The sequence below is a fragment of the Treponema medium genome (assembly GCF_017161265.1).
Lineage (GTDB): Bacteria > Spirochaetota > Spirochaetia > Treponematales > Treponemataceae > Treponema > Treponema medium.
This window is the reverse complement of the sequence record NZ_CP031393.1, coordinates 749,019-765,952: the sequence shown is the minus strand read 5'-3', so window position 1 is coordinate 765,952 and position 16,934 is coordinate 749,019. Positions and strand designations below refer to the sequence as shown.

At 47.2% G+C, this 16,934-nt stretch carries 12 protein-coding genes; 9 read left to right on the top strand and 3 right to left on the bottom strand.

Annotated features, from left to right (window positions below; genetic code table 11):
• Positions 1–45: 45 nt before the first annotated feature.
• Positions 46–1,947, bottom strand: a complete 1,902-nt coding sequence (mnmG, locus tag DWB79_RS03440; RefSeq protein ID WP_040859390.1) for a tRNA uridine-5-carboxymethylaminomethyl(34) synthesis enzyme MnmG — start codon at positions 1,945–1,947, stop codon at positions 46–48.
• 143 nt (positions 1,948–2,090) lie between these two features.
• Here mnmG and DWB79_RS03435 point away from each other — a divergent pair, with 143 nt between their 5' ends.
• Both DWB79_RS03435 and ruvB read left to right on the top strand, forming a co-directional pair.
• Positions 2,091–2,483, top strand: coding sequence for a thioesterase family protein (locus DWB79_RS03435; protein WP_016522651.1), 393 nt, complete (start codon positions 2,091–2,093; stop codon positions 2,481–2,483).
• Between the two features lie 90 nt (positions 2,484–2,573).
• Entirely contained in the window at positions 2,574–3,632 is a 1,059-nt protein-coding gene (ruvB, locus tag DWB79_RS03430; protein WP_051125840.1) for a Holliday junction branch migration DNA helicase RuvB, read from the top strand.
• 183 nt (positions 3,633–3,815) lie between these two features.
• Here the strand turns inward: ruvB and DWB79_RS03425 are convergent, their stop codons facing one another.
• Positions 3,816–5,927, bottom strand: a complete 2,112-nt coding sequence (locus tag DWB79_RS03425; protein WP_016522649.1) for a methyl-accepting chemotaxis protein — start codon at positions 5,925–5,927, stop codon at positions 3,816–3,818.
• Between the two features lie 209 nt (positions 5,928–6,136).
• Between DWB79_RS03425 and sufU the strand changes: the two genes are divergently transcribed.
• Both sufU and DWB79_RS03415 read left to right on the top strand, forming a co-directional pair.
• A complete protein-coding gene (sufU, locus tag DWB79_RS03420; protein WP_016522648.1) occupies positions 6,137–6,559 on the top strand; it encodes a Fe-S cluster assembly sulfur transfer protein SufU in 423 nt (140 codons plus the stop codon).
• Between the two features lie 125 nt (positions 6,560–6,684).
• A complete protein-coding gene (locus tag DWB79_RS03415) occupies positions 6,685–7,827 on the top strand; it encodes a haloacid dehalogenase-like hydrolase (protein WP_016522647.1) in 1,143 nt (380 codons plus the stop codon).
• A 45-nt stretch (positions 7,828–7,872) separates the two neighbouring features.
• On the opposite strand, the gene DWB79_RS03410 is transcribed toward DWB79_RS03415, so the two are convergent.
• Entirely contained in the window at positions 7,873–10,284 is a 2,412-nt protein-coding gene (locus DWB79_RS03410) for a peptidase U32 family protein (RefSeq protein WP_016522646.1), read from the bottom strand.
• A gap of 136 nt (positions 10,285–10,420) precedes the next feature.
• On the opposite strand from DWB79_RS03410, the gene DWB79_RS03405 reads away from it, so the two are divergent.
• The 5 genes from DWB79_RS03405 to DWB79_RS03385 all read left to right on the top strand — a co-directional run bounded on the left by DWB79_RS03405 (position 10,421) and on the right by DWB79_RS03385 (position 16,914).
• Positions 10,421–10,915, top strand: a complete 495-nt coding sequence (locus DWB79_RS03405; RefSeq protein WP_206181044.1) for a hypothetical protein — start codon at positions 10,421–10,423, stop codon at positions 10,913–10,915.
• A gap of 83 nt (positions 10,916–10,998) precedes the next feature.
• Positions 10,999–13,503 (top strand): fibronectin type III domain-containing protein, encoded by a 2,505-nt coding sequence (locus tag DWB79_RS03400; RefSeq protein WP_016522644.1) that lies wholly within the window; start codon positions 10,999–11,001, stop codon positions 13,501–13,503.
• A gap of 457 nt (positions 13,504–13,960) precedes the next feature.
• The gene (locus tag DWB79_RS03395) at positions 13,961–14,494 is read left to right on the top strand and encodes a hypothetical protein (protein ID WP_016522643.1); all 534 of its coding nucleotides are present in this window, start codon (positions 13,961–13,963) and stop codon (positions 14,492–14,494) included.
• A gap of 193 nt (positions 14,495–14,687) precedes the next feature.
• Complete coding sequence (locus DWB79_RS03390) at positions 14,688–16,301, top strand: ATP-binding protein (protein ID WP_016522642.1); 1,614 nt, start codon at positions 14,688–14,690, stop codon at positions 16,299–16,301.
• A 253-nt stretch (positions 16,302–16,554) separates the two neighbouring features.
• A complete protein-coding gene (locus DWB79_RS03385) occupies positions 16,555–16,914 on the top strand; it encodes a NifB/NifX family molybdenum-iron cluster-binding protein (protein WP_016522641.1) in 360 nt (119 codons plus the stop codon).
• Positions 16,915–16,934: the final 20 nt, after the last annotated feature.

Sequence of the window (16,934 nt, the reverse complement as noted above, 5' to 3'; positions counted from 1 at the left end):
GCTTCTTTTGTGATTTTTTGGAAAATATAAGAAACTAATCTTCTCCTATTTTATCGCGACCATCAACACCATTATATCAGACGGCCGGATGCCGGGAATTCTGCTTGCTTGTCCGATTGTTGCGGGCATTACCCGTTTTAAGCGTGCAAGCGATTCCGTAGAAAGCCCCGAAACCGCATCGTAGTCAAAGTTCGGCGGGATGCGGCTCGTTTCCATTTTCTTCATTTTATCAATTCGTTTATCCTGTGCAATAATGTAATGCTCATAGCGGATTTCCAGTTCCGCCGCGTTTTTAATTGCCTCGGAATACTGTGCGCTTGCGGGATCGCATCGGCAAATTAGCTCAAGCGGGATAAGCGGGTCGTGCAGCGCGTCGGCGAAAGACTTGCCGAGATGACACTGCAATGCAGGCTCCGCCTCCACAATGCTGCCGGTAATTTTCAACTCCCGCCAGTGTTTGATAAGCTCGCCGCGCTGCACAAGTTTTTCCTGCAGGCGGGTATAGGCGCTTTGTTTTTGCAAGCCGATGCGGTATGCCCGCTCGGTAAGCCGCTCATCGGCAGTATCGTGCCGGAGCTTGAGCCGGTATTCGGCACGGGCGGTGAACATCCGGTAGGGTTCATCGACCCCTTGCGTGATAAGGTCGTCGATCATCACGCCGATGTAGGCTTCGTCGCGGCGGAGTGTAAACGGTTCGTAGTCTGGCGACCGTGTGTTGCCATTGTTGAAAGCTCTGGCGTACAGCGTTGCGTTGATACCCGCGATGAGGCCTTGTCCGCCCGCTTCTTCGTAGCCGGAGGTGCCGTTAATCTGCCCTGCGCTAAAAAGCCCCGCGATTCGGCGGGTTTGTAAGTCCGGCCCCAGCTGCAGCGGAGAGACCACCGCATAGTCAACCGCATACGCGGGACGGGTGATTACGGCATCGGCAAAACCGGTCAGGGTGCGGAGCATTTGATCCTGCACATCCTCCGGCAGCGACGAAGAAAATCCATTGATGTAAAGCTCATCGCTCATCAGGCCTTCCGGTTCGATATACAGTTGGTGCCGCGTGCGTTCGGGGAACTTTCGTACCTTGTCCTCGATGGAAGGGCAGTAGCGGGCGCCCGTCGCGTGGATTTTCCCCGAAAAAAGCGGCGAGCGGTGAAAGTTTTGTCGGATAACCTCGTGGGTATGCTCGTTGGTGTAGCAGACATAGCACACTGCCGAGGGGCGGAATATTTCCGCCGTGTCGAAGGAGAACGGGCGCATCACCGCATCCGCCTCCTGTATTTCCAGCTGAGAAAGATCGACGGATTTCCTCAGTACGCGGCAGGGTGTACCGGTTTTGAGCCTACTCATTGTGAAGCCCTTGCGTGCAAGGGCGCTGCCAAGACCGATCGCCGCTTTTTCTCCGAGACGGCCTTCTTCCGCTTCGAACTCGCCGATGTAGATTTTCCCTTCCATAAAGGTTCCGGTGGTGAGTATCACCGCCCGTGCGGAAATCGTTCTGCCGCGCGCCGTCAGTACCGCCTGTACGCTGCCGCCTTCCACAAGTCCGTTTTCCGCAGTCTGCGAGGAGATAACATCGACAACCGTATCTTGATAAATATGGAGATTTTTTTCTTTTTCGAGGGTGTACTGCGCAGTCTGCGCGTATAAGAATTTGTCCGCCTGAATGCGGGGGGATTGCACTGCCGGCCCGCGGCTTTTATTGAGGAGTCGGTATTGAATCATACATGCATCGGCGAGTTTTCCCATCTCGCCGCCGAGAGCATCTATTTCCCGTACGATGTTGCCTTTGGAAACGCCCCCAATCGAGGGGTTGCAGGACATCCTGCCGATAGTATCAACCGTTTGTGTAATAAGAAGGGTTTGTGCGCCCATCCGCGCGGCGGCGAGCGAGGCTTCAATGCCCGCGTGTCCCCCTCCGACGACAATCACGTCATAGTCCGAATAACGAAAATTCATAGCGGACATTATAGCGAAACGGCTCCTGTTTGTCTGGCATAGATTTGTATTTTCGGCTATAACTATGTAAAAAGCAAGGCAACCGCTTGCAATATTGCCGGTACGTTTGCCCTGATGTGAAATGTTTATACTTGGAGACGATTATGGAAGTAGGAATTAAGGGTGATGATAGCTTTGTCGTTACAAAGGAGATGCTTGCAACTGCGGTGGGTAGCGGAACGGTAGAGGTATTTGCAACACCGGCTATGATTGCTCGAATGGAAGATCTGGCAACGCGCAGCGTTATGCCGTATCTGGAGGAAGGGCAGGCAACAGTGGGAATCCATGTTGATGTGCGGCATCTGGATGCAACCCCCGAAGGAATGAAGGTGTTCATCCATACCGAATTGGTAGAGATCAACGCAAATGGAAAATTTCTGACTTTTCAGGTTGAAGCGCGTGATGAGCACGGCGTCATAGGCAGCGGTATTCATGAACGGGCGATTATCAATGTCGGCCGGTTTATGGAAAAAGTGAATAAAAAGAAAAACGCATAACGCAAATTACATCTACGGAAAACCTCAAAAAACAGAGGTTTTTAGAAGTGTCTACTATTTTAATACGATGAGTATCTTTTAAAAATGCAGATGAACGGCGAAATATATCAGGATAATGAAATAGATGAATTCGGTATTATACGCGGAGAAAAGCGTGCGGGAGATGAAAAAGACCGCGCGCTACGCCCGCAGCTTTTGAAGGATTTTCAGGGACAGCAAAACATTAAAGAGAACCTGTCGGTCTTTATTCAAGCTGCGCGGAGTAGAGGAGAGAGCCTTGATCATCTTTTTTTGATTGGGCCTCCCGGGCTGGGAAAAACTACCCTTGCGCAAATTACCGCGCAGGAACTCGGCGTCGAATGCAAGATCACCGGCGCACCTGCCCTCGATAAGCCTAAGGATTTGGCGGGTATTTTGACAACGCTGTCCGAACGGAGCGTATTCTTTATCGACGAAATTCATCGGTTAAAGCCTGCTATCGAAGAAATGCTTTATATCGCTATGGAAGATTATGAGCTTGACTGGATTATCGGGCAGGGGCCGGGGGCGCGGACAGTCCGTATCCCGCTGCCGCCGTTTACATTGATTGGTGCAACAACCCGCGCCGGTATGGTTTCCAGTCCGCTTATCAGTCGGTTCGGTATTGTGCAACGCTTTGAATTTTACAGCGACGAAGAGCTTGCTTCTATTATTATGCGTTCCGCCGATATCCTCGAAATTAACATCGGGAAAAAAGCAGCCGTTGCACTTGCCCGCTGTTCCCGCGGAACGCCGCGCGTCGCCAATCGGCTGCTGAGGCGTATGCGGGATTTTGCGTTCATTGAAGGCAGTGAGACTATCCGCGAAACAACCGTTGCGCAGGGCTTGGAAAAACTGCACATCGACCGGCTTGGTTTGGAAAACTATGACCGGCAGATACTCCGCTCTATCATCGAAAACTATGGAGGGGGACCGGTTGGGGCGGAAACCCTTGCGATTTCAATCGGGGAGTCGCAGGATACGCTTGAAGACTACTACGAACCCTACCTTATTCAAACGGGATTGTTACAGCGTACTCCCCGCGGGCGTATGGTTACGGAAAAAGCATACACCCATCTCGGACTAAAAATTCCGGCGTCAGCAGCGCAAACCGGCAGTCTGTTTGAATAGGTAAGACTGTGCGGTTCTATCCGCTGCTCATGATGTTGTTGCCCTCCGTACTTCCGTGTACATTGGGCAATAACAAGTTTTTTCATAAAAATAATAACTATAGGGCAGCTCTAAAAACTCGGTTAATAAAATTTTGTTTCAGAACTAATCCCTAAAACGAAGTCAGGGGCTTAGGGTATAGTCCTAATTGGTTTTAAATTTAGAAACCTCTTGAGCGAGGCTCTCTATGCTTTGTTTGTTTTTCTGAGTAATTGCGTTGACTTCTTGAATTGCATTGTTGATTTCAATAGCACTGGCGGCCATTTCGTTCATGCTGTCGGTGATAGTGCGGGTAAGATTGTCCAATTTGTACATTTCTTCCGCAACCCCTTCGCCGCCTTTCAGCATTTCCTCAGAACCGGATTGCACTTCGGTTGTTACCATATTGATATTTTTAATAGCGGTGAGAACTTCTCTACTGCCGTTTTCTTGTTCTTTCATCGATGCGGTAAGTGTGTCACTCATTGTCTTTACCTGCTCGGCAAGCGTAAAAATAGCATTGAATTTTTCTTCGACCGTTTTGGAGGAAGCCGAAAGCGTTTCAATCTCGGCGCTGAGCGTTTTTAAGGTTGCAGTGATATTTTTTCCCTGCATAGCAGAGTCTTCTGCGAGTTTTCGGATTTCATCTGCGACTACGGCAAAACCCTTGCCTGCCTCTCCTGCATGAGCAGCTTCGATTGCAGCATTCATTGCAAGCAGATTCGTCTGTGAGGCAATATGCTGGATAACGCTTGAGGCTTCCATCAGTGAACCGGATTCTTCGGCAATTTTTTGTGTTACAGTATTCGAGGTTACCAGCGTCGCTTTGCCATCATTCGTTGCGGATGTTAAATCTTTTATGACTACATCGGTCTTTCCGAGTGTTTGTCCGATAGAGGCAATATTGGCAACCATTTGTTCAACGGATGCGGAAGATTGAGCGACGCTTGATGCTTGTACTTCGATGCTTGCATTCAGTTGTTTAATGGTTCTGACAATCTCTTCGACGGTAGAAGCTGTTTCGGTAACGCTTGCCGCTTGCGTCAAGGCTTGTTGTTTTAATCCATCGATGTTTGCGCTGATTTGGTTTACCGAACTTGCTGTTTCGCTCATATTTTCAGCAAGCTCGTTTCCGGTAGTTTGCATGGTAGCGCTGTTTTCTCCAACTGTTTGAATTGACGTACCGATCTTTTCAATTGTTTTATTAAAATATTCCGACATATCGGTAATTTCGTCGTTACCCACTACCGGTAAACGTACCGTTAAATCACCTTCTCCTTGGGCAATATTCTGCAGCGCTACAACAGCCTTACTGATTGGTTTGATAATATTGCGTGCAATGAAATATACAATAGCTAGTGCGATAATTAGACTGATAGTTGCCATGATGCCAATGATTCGTTGGAGGTCATCCAGCGTACCCATAAACTCTTCAACCGGCGCTCTGATAATGACCGACCATCCTGATATACCGATAGGTGCAGCTGTTGCAATGTAATACGTGTCTTTATAGGTGTAGTATCCCATTTCGTTTTTGCTGCCATCTAAAATATATTGTGTAAATACTGCTATTGAATCGTACTCGCTGTTTTCTTTAGCAGCCTCAATAGCATTGAATTGTTTTTGAACTAAAGAGAAATCATTATTTGCAATGACAGTACCAGTTTTACCAATGATATAACAATTTCCTGTTTTTCCGATTACTATATCGTTGATTTGCTGCGATAGAAATTCCGGAGGAACAGTTGCACATAATACACCGATAATTTCTTGATTGTCGCCTCTAATCGGTACTGCTAAAAGGATTTGAATCGTATTGAGCTTGCGGGTAAGTTGAGGTTCCGTAATAAAATTGGCTCCTTTTGAGGCTGCTATGAACCACTCTCTATCGCCGAGAAAAACTTCGTTTCCAGCCGTATCGAAGCAATTTCCTTGTATATTACATACGGCAAATGTTTTTACGATTTCATGATTTTCTGCTTCACGTGCGAGTGTTTGAGCCTTTTGCCGGAGAGAGAGCGAGCTATCCCTTAAAGAAGGCATACGCGAAACTCCTTCGATAAATTGAAAGAGTGCGCCCAGTTTCCCGTCTATAATTAAAGCTATATCAGCTGCTTTATCGGCGAGATGGTCTTCAATTTTTTCGGAAACGGCTTTACGAGCCGTATAAATTGCAAGGCTGCCTTCGATAGTTAATGCAACAGCGATTAAAGCTCCAAAAATAAGAACGAGCTTTTTCCAGAGTGAGAATCGTTTGCTTACTTTTGATTTACTCATAAACAATTTTTTCCTTTTATCTAAGATTACGTATAGCCCTTTTGTGAAAGCATAGCTAGCTTATTGGGCGTATTTATCTTTCAATAAGTTTGTATTGCGGTAATGCTGCATTACTATTGTTTACTATACTAATGCTACTCTTTTGTGTAAAATCATCACCGAACTTTTTAGATTGAATCTTTTAGGTGATAGCAATAGAGGAGCGGGACGTGAGCATCGAAACGGTATATCAACAAACATTATTGGATTATTCGCGGAGAGCGGAACATAAACATCAGTTGGACGGAGCGACCGGTATTGAGCGCGGGCATAACCCCAGCTGCGGCGACGATTTAACTTTGCTGATTAAGCAAAAGGACGGGATTGTTGAGGACGCTTCTTTTTTAGGCGCCGGTTGTGCGGTTTCAACCGCTTCCACCAATATGCTGATCGATTTAATCAAAGGCAAAACGGTTAAAGAGGCGCAGCATTGTCTTGAGGTATTTTTTAACATGATGGCAGGAAAGCCGCAGTCCGAGGAAGAATTGGAGAGCCTCGGCGATGCGCAGATTCTCAGCTATTTTGCCGAAATGCCTGCTCGTATTAAATGCGCGACACTGAGCTGGCACAGCGCACAGGTACTGCTTAAATAAGATAATCGAACGTCTCACAACAACCGTACCGGAAACTGCGGGGCTGTTAAAAGTAGGGCGATGTGATTGCTCTGCAAGACATCTCGAAATATAAAATAACCATATAGTTTTACGGAAGATATAATATGGCAACTAAAATAATCGATCAAACAAATAAACCGGCATTGACCGGAAATTGGGATCCGCAGAACAAACTGCGGTTGGAACGCTTGATTGCGGAAAAAGCTTTTGCGGACAATTATGCCGTCTTTGATTGGGATTATACCTGTATCTTCTACGATATACAGGATAGTCTTTTTCTGTATCAGCTTGAACACCTTTGTTTTAACCTGACGCCCGAACAGTTTGCCGTTACCATTCGGCACGAAATTCCGCAGGATATTCCGCTCGTCGGCTGCTTTAATAGCGAAGGGCGTCAGCTCACTGCAGCCGATCTTTCGGCGGATTTGGATGACCGCTACCGGTTCTTATATCATGCATATCAACATTTGAACGGGACGCTCCCGCTCGAGGAAGTCGTGCAAACCGAGGAATACCTCGATTTTAAGACAAAAATTCTGACGCTGATGCGGTATGCGGTAACGGTCTGCGATACCGATATTTCTCAATCGGTATGCACGGGATTGACGCTCCCCGAATTGAATAGGCTCGTAGAAAAAACAATTGCCGAAGCGCTTACTGCTGAAATAAAACAATACACGCTTGTATCACCCGTGCGGCAGGCAGGGCGAGCCGGTGTCGTTACCGCAACGTACCGGAAGGGGATACGGATACAGCCGGAAATACGGGAGCTGTTCCGCCGCTTTGAAGAACACGGTATTACTCCCTACATCTGCTCCGCCTCGCAGGAGGACGGCGTGCGGGTGTTTGCCTGTAATCCTGCGTATGGCTACTGCCTCCGTCCCGAACAAGTGTTCGGCAGACGGCGGCTGCGGAATGTCGATGGCGTGTTTACCGATGAGCGGGATTACTCCATTCCGCAAACGTGGCGGGAAGGAAAGGCGGAGGCGATACGGACGTTGATTGCTCCGCGGCATGGCGGGAAAGCTCCCATCCTTGTTGCGGGCGACAGCGACGGCGATTTTTGTATGATGGATGCGTTCAAAAATGAGGCATTGCTGCTTATCCTGTACCGCAATCAGAAGCCGCACGAAAAACTTTACCCGCTGATACAGCAGGGGATCGCTGAGCGCAATGCCCCCGATGCATCGATTATCGTACAGCATCGGGATGAAGAGACGGGGCTATTCGTCGCTTCGGAATGGTAGAAGGCTGATCTTATTCGATACCATGTGTATTAAACAATAATCTTTTTATCGCTTTCTGTTGCCCTGCTGCCGTCCGCTTGTTATTCGGGGATCCCGGCGGTTCTGTGAACGTCCTTTAGGCGGTTTTGCTCGTCCGCCGGAACGTTTGGTACCGCGCTCTGCCGCCGATTTTTGTCCCAGCTGTTTGAGTTCTTCCACCCGCTGCGGATCGTAAAAGCCTTCCTTCCAGTTAAAGCGCACCGAGTCGGGGAGGGGAGTACCGTTTCGCAGCGACTGTAAAATAAACCGATAAGCGCGGCGTTCAACGCTCGTATGCGAAAAATCCAGCAAAAAGCGTGAGAACTGATGATGCTGCAAGGCATGGTATCGGTCTACAACCGAGAACGGCTTGTCGGATAGCACAAAAGAGGCGGATGGGGTAGAAAAAGCTCTGAATGCCTCGCCCTGTTTGTCGGAAAAATAGAGGAAGTTGTAGTTTTTCGGCAGCGTAAAGCGCATTCTGAACAGCACGGAATACGAAAAAAGCGGCAGCAGTACCTGCGGGCGCAGCTCCGGCGCAAACACCGTTTCGATATTCGCCTGAGAGCTTTCGGCGGGAGGAATGTAGGCGCAGATGCCGTTCTCCTGCAGCCACGAAACAGCCCAGCAGTTAAAAGTGTACAGGTACGGCCCCGCAACTAAAAAGTTCTTTTTATTGCGGAGCATGGAAATATGCGCCGGATTATTCACGATAAATTGCGTATACCCCTGTGCGGTTAGCTGTTCAAGCTGCTCCGCAAGGATAGGCTCCTGTTCCTGCGGCACAAAGGGATCAAGTGAAATAAAGATTTCCCGTTTGGAGAACGGCAGCGGTTTTGCCTGCTGCTGATTTTGCGGCTGCGGATTGGGCTGTTGTCCAGTCAGCGCCGGATAGGTGTCTTCATTCAAATTGATAATAACCCGCACCGGTTTATCCGCAAGGATGGTGTGTAAATCTGCAATGGAAGAAACCTGAACGTAGAGCCCTTCGGGGAAGATATCCGCAGGCTTTTTCGCAAGGCTTTTTTTGACGGGTGTCGCAGATGGTGCGGTTGCTGCAGCCGTTGATCTCGCCGGTAGTGCAGCTCCGGCAGGTGTCGTAGATGCGGATTTTGAGGGCGCAGCCTTGTTTGTATCGCCGAGCGTCGGGAAGCCTGCTTCGAGCGTCAACATCGGCAGGGCTTCGTCGTTGGGCTGTTTGCGGTATTTTTCGAGCGAGGCAGGCAGCAAACGTGGGTAGCGTTTGGTCATCGCCTTGGTTTGCAAGAGGTATACGCTGTCGCCTTTGCCGGAATCCGCAGGCAGCTGCAGCCATGCACCGGATTTGCTTTCCATTATATCCTGAATTTTCCAGCTTTCGCGTCCGCTGTCGTCCTTCTTATGAATGCGCACCGAGTCGCCTTTTTCCGGCGTATAATGTCCGTCTTTCAGCTGTACATAGTGTACCGCCCTCGTACCGTCTTTGAACGGAACTTCCTCCACGGCACCTTTTTTAATGCCGTCGATAATGCCGAGGTAGATGCCGGTGCCGCCCGCCTGATCGGGGTTGAGCACTTCTTCCGCGCGGGTGCTTTTAAAGCGATAGCTTGTCTTTTTCCGTGCAAAGTCGTTTGCTAAAATACGCTTGCCCGTTTCGACCGCCGCCTTTTTATCGGCTTCCCAGTTGTCGATGACATACCGGTAGGCGGATACCACCGTGCCGACATACTCGGCGCTTTTCATTCTTCCTTCTATTTTAAATGAGGCAACGCCTGCCTGAATCAAATCGGGGATATACTCGATGAGTTGTAAGTCCGCCGGAGAGAAAAAGTAGCCTTCCCGGTCGCCCTCCGGCTCATGCGCCGTGTAGAGGCGGCGGCACGCTTGGGTACACATCCCGCGGTTCGCCGACTTTCCGCCGAGGTAGCTCGAAAACAGGCACAAGCCCGATTCGCTGACGCAGAGCGCCCCGTGTACGAATACCTCCAGCTCGCAGGAGGTGTTTGCATGGACATCGCGGATTTCTTCCAAGCTCAGTTCCCGTGCCAGCACCGTCCGCGACACCCCCCAGCGGCTCATCGCATTGGCTGCCTTTGCGCTCGCAATATTGAGCTGTGTTGAGGCGTGAAGCTTGAGATTCGGAAAGTGTTTGTGTGCCATTTGAATCAGCCCGAGATCCTGCACGATAATGCCGTCCGGGCCGACATTGTTGAGATATGCCAAAAACCGGTAGAGCCGCTCCATCTCGTTCTCGGTTACAACCGTATTGACGGTAACATATATTTTCTTATTCCGCTTATGCAGCACATCAACCGTTGCCTCAAACTGATTCCACGCAAAGTTTGAAGACCGCATACGGGCATTAAAGCTCTTTAAACCTAAATAAACGGCGTCCGCCCCTTCCGCAATCGCAGCTTCCAATGCTTCGGGATTCCCCGCCGGCGCTAATAATTCGACCATCCCGCTATCATACCGAAAAAATGCAGCGCTGCATAGATAATTCTTAATTATGAATTCATAATTAAGAATTTATGCACCGTATATTTTCAAAAGCGAGTCCTTGCATTTCCACACTTTCCGCCCTATAATTATAAACATGTACAGTCGTGTAATCAAATTACCGCAGTACCAACCGTCTCCCCCTTCCGTAAGCCTTTTGCAAAAGGGGCTTGACATGATAACAAGTAGCGGCATAATTCTCACAGCTCACAGCTCACAGCTCACAGCTCACAGCTCACAGCTCACAGCTCACAGCTCACAGCTCACAGCTCACAGCTCACAGCTCACAGCTCACAGCTCACAGCTCGAACTTTATTTAGATGGCTTTTTATCTAATTTCCATAAATACGACAATCTTTTCTCACTTTACACACAAAAACAAACCGCAGATATAAAACCTTTTGCGATCTCTGCATACTTAGCGGTTGCATTAAGAACAGAAACTGCAAAATACGTTCCCTATTCCCAAGATTCCGCAATACTTGTTCCTACTCAATTATTAATTATGAATTATGAATTCATAATTAATTATAAATTCCACTCCGCCCTGTACCGTAATTCACGGCAGGCCGTATGGTTCGATAGCAGTTAGCGCCCGTAAATAAATTAAGAATTAAGAATTATGAATTATGAATTATGAATTATGAATTATCACACATACGGGAGAATTTATACATGAATATACATTTTTTTAAAAGAGCGGCACTACTTGCGGTAGCGGCTGGTTTTATTTTAGCGGTCGGCTGTAATCAAAATGTTACACCTCCGCAGCCGGCTAAGGACACCACGCCGCCTGCGGAGGTTACGGCGCTTGAAGCAACTGCCGGAAACGGCAAGATAAGTTTAAGCTGGAAAAACTCCGGTGATGAAGACTTGTACCAAGTAGAAATTACGGTACAAAAAGCGGATAAAACGGTTGTATCATCCGTATGCATCCCCGCGGAAAAGGGGAGCGACGGCAGTTATATCGTTACCGGACTGGACGCCGATACCGCATATATCGTTACGGTTAGAACGATCGACAAAGCGCTGAATAAGAGCAAAGACGGAATAAGTACAACGGTTACCACTCAACCTGTCGGCGCTGTGATGACCATTACCCTGACGCAAAATCCTAGAAAGGAAACCAAAACAAACGGCAGTGTTACGGTAACGGTTGCCTCAAGCACTTCCATAAAAGAAGCAAAATGGGTGAAAGGTGTACACAGTGCAAACGATATCTTTGCAAGCGGAACGGCGGTAAGCGGCAATAGCTTTCCGGTCAATGAGAACGGTATCTATTCGGTCGCGGTATTGGACAACGAAGGACGGCGTGAGGTAGAAACAATCAAAATTGAAAACATCGATAAAACCCCGCCGGCGTCGGTAAGCAGTTTGACGGTAAGCTATTCTAGTAGTAGTAAAAAAATCACAGTGAACTGGCAGAATCCTCCAGACAGCGATTTTGCGGGACTTACCTTGAGCTGGAAAAAAGGGACAGGAAGCGAAACCCCGGTAGAGCTTACAAAAGATAAAACCAGCTATGAAATTTCCGATATTGCACCGGATGACAGTACATACACCATCGCGGTAACAGCAAAAGATGATGTCGGCAATACCGGTACCCCTGTAGAAACAACCGTAAAGGCAACTGAAACAGCTGAAATAACAGCGGTAATGCTTACCCGCACGCACTTTGATACGGTTCAAACCGACCGAAATATTACAGTAACGGTAAGCGGAAGCAATTTTGACAAGCTTACCAGTCTGAAAGTGCAGGTCAAGAAAGATGGCGGCATGGCTGAAGCATCGGTAGATGCTGTCATCAATGCACTGAACAATAAGGCAACGGCAATTGTTCAAGCGCCGGTACCGTTTTATCCTACCGATGAAGGCACAAGGTACACCGTAAAGGCAATCGTCAACAGCACCACTCCTGCCGCCGCTACGGCTTCTTTTATCGTTTCAGCTCCTGCAAAGGTTAGTAATATAGTGCTTACGCCTGATAAACTCAAACTCGGTAGTGCAACGAAGGTCAGTGTAGCGGTAACGGGAACCAACTTTGATATCCGCGGTGAAACAAAGATAACGTTGTTTAATTCAGACGGAACTGAGGTTAGTACAGTAACGGTAGACGAAAAAGAGGGAAATGAAACGATGTTTACCGCAGAGCTTACCGGTCTGCCTTCTGTAATCGGCGAATACACGGTGGCGGTGTTCTTTAAGGGAAATAAACAAACGGAGACTGCACAGCTGCAGCTGTACGGTGCTCCTGAAATTACGAGCGTCAGTATACCGAAGGCAGGAACTTCTTACGCTGACAATAAGCTGCCGGTAACGATTAAAGGAAAAAACTTTACCGCGCCGGGGGCAAGCTTTAGCGGAAGCGATGCTAGCATAACAAACTTTACAGTTGTAAATGATACAACGGCAACAGCGGAGGTAACCTGTCCGTATAGTGCTGGAGAGTATCCCGTTACGGTAATGTGCGGCACGGCAAGCAACACAGGAACGATCAGTGTAAAGGACTATACCGGCTATGATGTCGGCAAAATTGTACTTGCAGATAAAACACTCGTTGATAAAGGTGGCTATACGATAGACTCAAGCAATCCGCCGGTTGCGATTATCTGCGGTTCTAATAGCTATGGAGTACCGCGTATGATTGCGCTGCATACAAGCGGCAGCGACCTTGTATGGGCAAAGGATGGCAGCACCGGCTACAAGACGATGTTTGAAGGGATTATTTGTAGACCTAGTCAGACGGGAAACGGAGCTGCCGAAACGGCAGCGTTTACCGGAGACACGGACGGCAGTGATAACTGGGAATATATCAAGGCAGTAGATCCTGCAGGATCAGCGGATGCAGCAACGAATTATCCGGCGTTCCACTGGGTAGATCAGTATAACACGCAGTATGCTGCACAGCTGGGCGGTATAAACTTCGCATGGTATATGCCGAGCCTTGCAGAGCTGTGCGAAGTGTACAAAAACAGAGAGTCAATCAATGAAAGCCTTGCAAAGATACGTGAGCAGAACAGCAGCTATGCTGATTCAAGCCTCGGTACTTCATGGTATTGGTCGTCGTCGCGGTGTTCCCTCAACAATAATTACGCTTGGTACGTACATTTCAGTGTCGGCTACGTGGACAGCACTCTCAAGTACATTAATATTCGGGTTTGTTGTCTCGCAGGCTTCTAACCGCACTGTCGTAGGACAACTGTATCAGAGTATTGCTAAACAGCCCCGCAGAATTATTGGAGCTGTTCAACCAGAATTGAACCACTTCGCGGTTCAAATGGTCTCACAGTCCCAATAATTCTGCGGCATTTGATCTATTCATCTGATGCAATTGTCCTCTTTTTTTAAATAAATTAGTGCAAAATTTTAGGGAAAATTTTGCACTAAAGAAAAACGGCGACTTAGGTAGATTGTGAGCCGGCGCAGCAATCTACCCTAAGAACCCGCCTTGCGTTTGGCGCAAATCTCATACTGAGGGGTGTTACAGGGGGAGGGTACCCTTCGGCGGACGACTTAGGGCTCTGCCCTAAGAACCCGCTTACGAACCGCTCTTTAGGGCGGATTGAAAAAGATTTTTGTTTACAACTGCCCTGTATGGGGGCGGGAAAAATTTTTATTACTTCCAAGGAGGACTATTATGCTAAGTAAAGAGCAGGGACAATTTTTGAAAGAGATGTTTTTCGGTTCATCGTGGAGAGCCGCTATGACTCGACATTCGGTTTGGGGCGACGCGTATAAGGATAATAGTGCCAAACGTGTTGCATTCCGGTTACAGGTACGGCAAAAAGCCGAAAGTTTCCTTGTTGACTACAAAGACAAAACGCCGCCGGAAGACTTGCATCTCAAAAATATAGAAACCTTAAAAGCTTTGTCAAAAGAGCTGGGCAATGAGTTGACTGTTGGTACCGTGCAAAAGCTATTTAATCTGCTATGTAAGTATTATTGGTGTGCAGGCTTTATACAAGAACCGCCCCATCTGCCGGTAGACAGGATTATGCTGCAAAGCATTAAATCGAATCAGACGTGGACAAAGCTCGACAGTATAGACGAATATAAGGAAATAATCGCCGCTTTCAAAAAAAAGAGCAAAGAAGATGGTGTCGAATCTTTAGCCCAATGGGAATTGAGCGTCTGGAATGCCGCAGAAAAGAAAGAAGAAGACATAGAATAAAAACCGTACCTGCAAGAACCTCGCCAAAGATTTGAGGGCTTTATTCGTGCGGGTTAATACTCACGAGCCGCATCGGGGTTGTTGATGGCAGTGGTTTTAAGCAGCAGCAATGGGGATGTCTTAAAACTTGGCCACTTTTTCGCCATCCTCATTTCAAATTGCAGAAAGCATTGAACCCTGCTATACTATCGTTATGAACATTACACAAAAACTGCCGATTGGCGTACAGAGCTTTAAGGTATTACGGACTGATCATTATCTCTATGTAGATAAAACTGACTATCTTTTCCGATTAGTACAAGGCGGTCGTGTTTATTTTCTCAGCCGTCCGCGCCGGTTTGGTAAAAGCTTGTTTCTTTCAACATTAGCAGCATATTTCCTTGGACAAAAAGAGCTGTTCAAGGGTTTATATCTTGAAAAAGCCGAAGAGGAGCAAGCGGTACAAGAAAACCGAGCTGCATGGCAAAAATATCCGGTACTCTATCTGGATTTTAATACAAAAAATTATATAAATGAGCAGGCACTTGTAGATATTCTCAATCTCCATCTGAACGAATGGGAAGCCCGGTACGCTATACCAAAAACAGCAGAAGCACCGGAAGATCGGTTTAGATTGCTTATCGCAGCTCTTTTTAAACAAACCGGCAAGCAGGTAGTCATTCTGGTAGACGAATACGATAAGCCCCTGTTGCAAACGATGGGAGTTAATGAAGCGCTGAATGAACAATACCGCAATGCGCTTAAAGCTTTTTACTCTGTCATAAAAACCTGTGATGAATATATCCGCTTTGCTTTTCTCACCGGCGTTACAAAGTTCAGCAAGATCAGTATTTTTAGTGATCTGAATAATTTGAAAGATATTAGCATACATGAAACGTATGCAGGTATTTGCGGTATTAGTCAAAAAGAGCTGGAAGCAAATTTTCAACACGAAATACAAGCGCTTGCAGAAAAGCAAAATCTTAACTATCCGCAGACGCTTGCTGCCTTAAAGCAATGGTATGACGGCTATCTCTTCCATCCGGCAGGGGAAGGAATGTATAATCCTTATAGTATTCTCAATGCCTTTGATGATAAAGAAATCAAAAGCTACTGGTTCAGTACGGGAACGCCGACTTTTCTGGTTAATTACCTCAAAGAAGCTCACTATTATATTCCCGACCTCGATGGAAATGTTGAGCTGGATGAAGATGGGCTGCAAACGTATCGGGCTATTGCTCAAGATACGTTACCGATTTTATTTCAGGCTGGCTACCTCACTATCAAGGAATATATAAAAGATCTGAGGCTCTACCGGCTGGGCTTTCCGAATGATGAGGTTCGGTATGGCTTTTTGCATAACCTTTTACCTGCATATTCTGATGTACCATTCGGCCAAACAGGGGTATGGGTTGGACGGTTTGTACAAGACATCCGCAAGGGTGATGTGAATAGCTTTATGGAGCGGATGCAGTCGATTATCGCCGGTATTCCGTATGATAGCCTGACTGAACAAAAGTTGAAACTGCGGGAACAAAACTATCAAACAGCGGTGTACCTCATCTTTGCGCTGATGGGGCAGTTTGTGCAGACGGAAGTGCACTGTTCGACGGGCAGAATAGATTGTATAGTAAAGACAACAGAAATAATCTATCTCTTCGAGTTTAAGCTAAGCGGTAACGGCAGTGCGGAAGATGCCATCAATCAGATAAAAGAACAGAACTATGCCGCCCAGTACATGGCGAGTGGGAAGAAAATAGTGCTCATTGGAAGTTCCTTTGATGAAAAGACGAGAACGATAAAAGACTGGAAAGTGGTTAATGAATAATTTGTAGTGAGTGCCGCTCTTAGATTTAGATTATATTGAGCCGTAATACCAACGTTTATTTTCATCCGCTAAAATAGCGCGGCTGAAAAACACTGCGAGTTTGCTAATGCAAACATCGCCTATTGATTGCACTTTTTCATTTCGTTGCAAAAGTGCGGCAATTCGCCAATCCTCGCCTTTTGATAAAGGCTGCGGTTGTCGAATTTATAGGAATCTTTAGACAGACCTTAATGATTATGATATAATTCAAAATATGAAAATCGCAGCGACTTATGATATTTTAACGAATTCGATTTTCCAGCATTTTGGAAAAACAGAGCATTTTAAGGTTTACACAATTGAAGCCGGAAAAGTAACGAAAACTGAAGTGATCGATAACGGCGGTTTCGGTCATCACGATTTGGCAACCTATCTTAAAAGCCTTGGAGTTGAAACGCTCATCTTAGGAAACCGCGGACAGGGTGCGATTGATGCGCTGAACAACGCCGGAATTCATCAGCTTGCCGGCCTTACCGGATCTCCGGATGAAGCTGTTGCAGCATTTTTAGCAGGCACATTACAGGATAATCCGAACGCTCAATGCAATCATCATGGGGAACATCACCACGAATAGTATTGGACGGTACTCCTTTT